Source organism: Pseudoalteromonas sp. SG45-3, assembly GCF_014164075.1.
GTDB classification, from domain to species: domain Bacteria; phylum Pseudomonadota; class Gammaproteobacteria; order Enterobacterales; family Alteromonadaceae; genus Pseudoalteromonas; species Pseudoalteromonas distincta.
Window position 1 is genome coordinate 1 of the sequence record NZ_JACJEN010000056.1, and the last position, 869, is coordinate 869.

Sequence of the window (869 nt, forward strand, 5' to 3'; positions counted from 1 at the left end):
TTCTAATTTTATTGCTGCAGAATACGATGCGCGTTTTAATTTCGTCATTTTTTCACCCAAATTTGTATGCTTATCAGCATAACATTTCTTTCTTAATGGGTGGCTAAAATCACTGTACCACTACAAGGAACTTGATGAAGGAGGCGAATCCCCAGTTTCAGAGTTCGAGGCCAAAACGGGAATTGGGCCAGTTATATTAAAAAATGTAAAACCGCCAAACGTGGTGGAAAAAATATGGCAGATTTTATCAGGCATTGAAGAATTCTCAGGAATTGGTGTAGAAACATTTTTTGGAGTGAAACCTCGTAGCTTTGAAGCAGATTCGGATAGAGAAAGAACTATTCAAGAGAAAGTCAACGCAGTCTATCACCAGTTAAATTTTCTCGGTTACTATCGTGATTCAAAAATGAAAAAAGATAGAAGATTTCGGGCATCCTTTAGTGATATGACGCATGCAGGTGTTGCTTCATTTTGTCATTTTTTTCTGTGTAGAGACGAAGATTTGGTAATGAAGGCTGCTGCGGCTTATGAATATTTAGGTGTAAACACTAGAGTATTGCACTATAAAGCTTACAAGAAAATGCAGCCGACCGCTGACACGTCGGCTGATTAGGAATTACCAAATAAATACTCTAAAACGTTTTTGTCCAAAAACGAGTTTGTATGGACGTCTGCTTCTCGCTCATAGCAGTCTGCCTGATGAAGTCTAAACTTATTCACTTAAACTGTAAGAACTGATATGAGCTAGTACAGCTGATATTGTTAACACCAAGCGACTTTGTCGTATCTTAATTACCAAGCGATTCTGTCGTAATCGCTAATTACCAAGGAAATTTGTCGGTCACTTTTTTACGTGTCTGTTAGTGTTT

The 869-nt window shown here is 37.9% G+C and carries 1 protein-coding gene; it reads left to right on the plus strand.

Features of this window, described 5'->3' with window-relative positions:
• Positions 1-220 precede the first annotated feature (220 nt).
• Positions 221-613, plus strand: coding sequence for a hypothetical protein (locus H5126_RS21220; protein ID WP_182721550.1), 393 nt, complete (start codon positions 221-223; stop codon positions 611-613).
• The last annotated feature ends 256 nt before the right edge of the window (positions 614-869 follow it).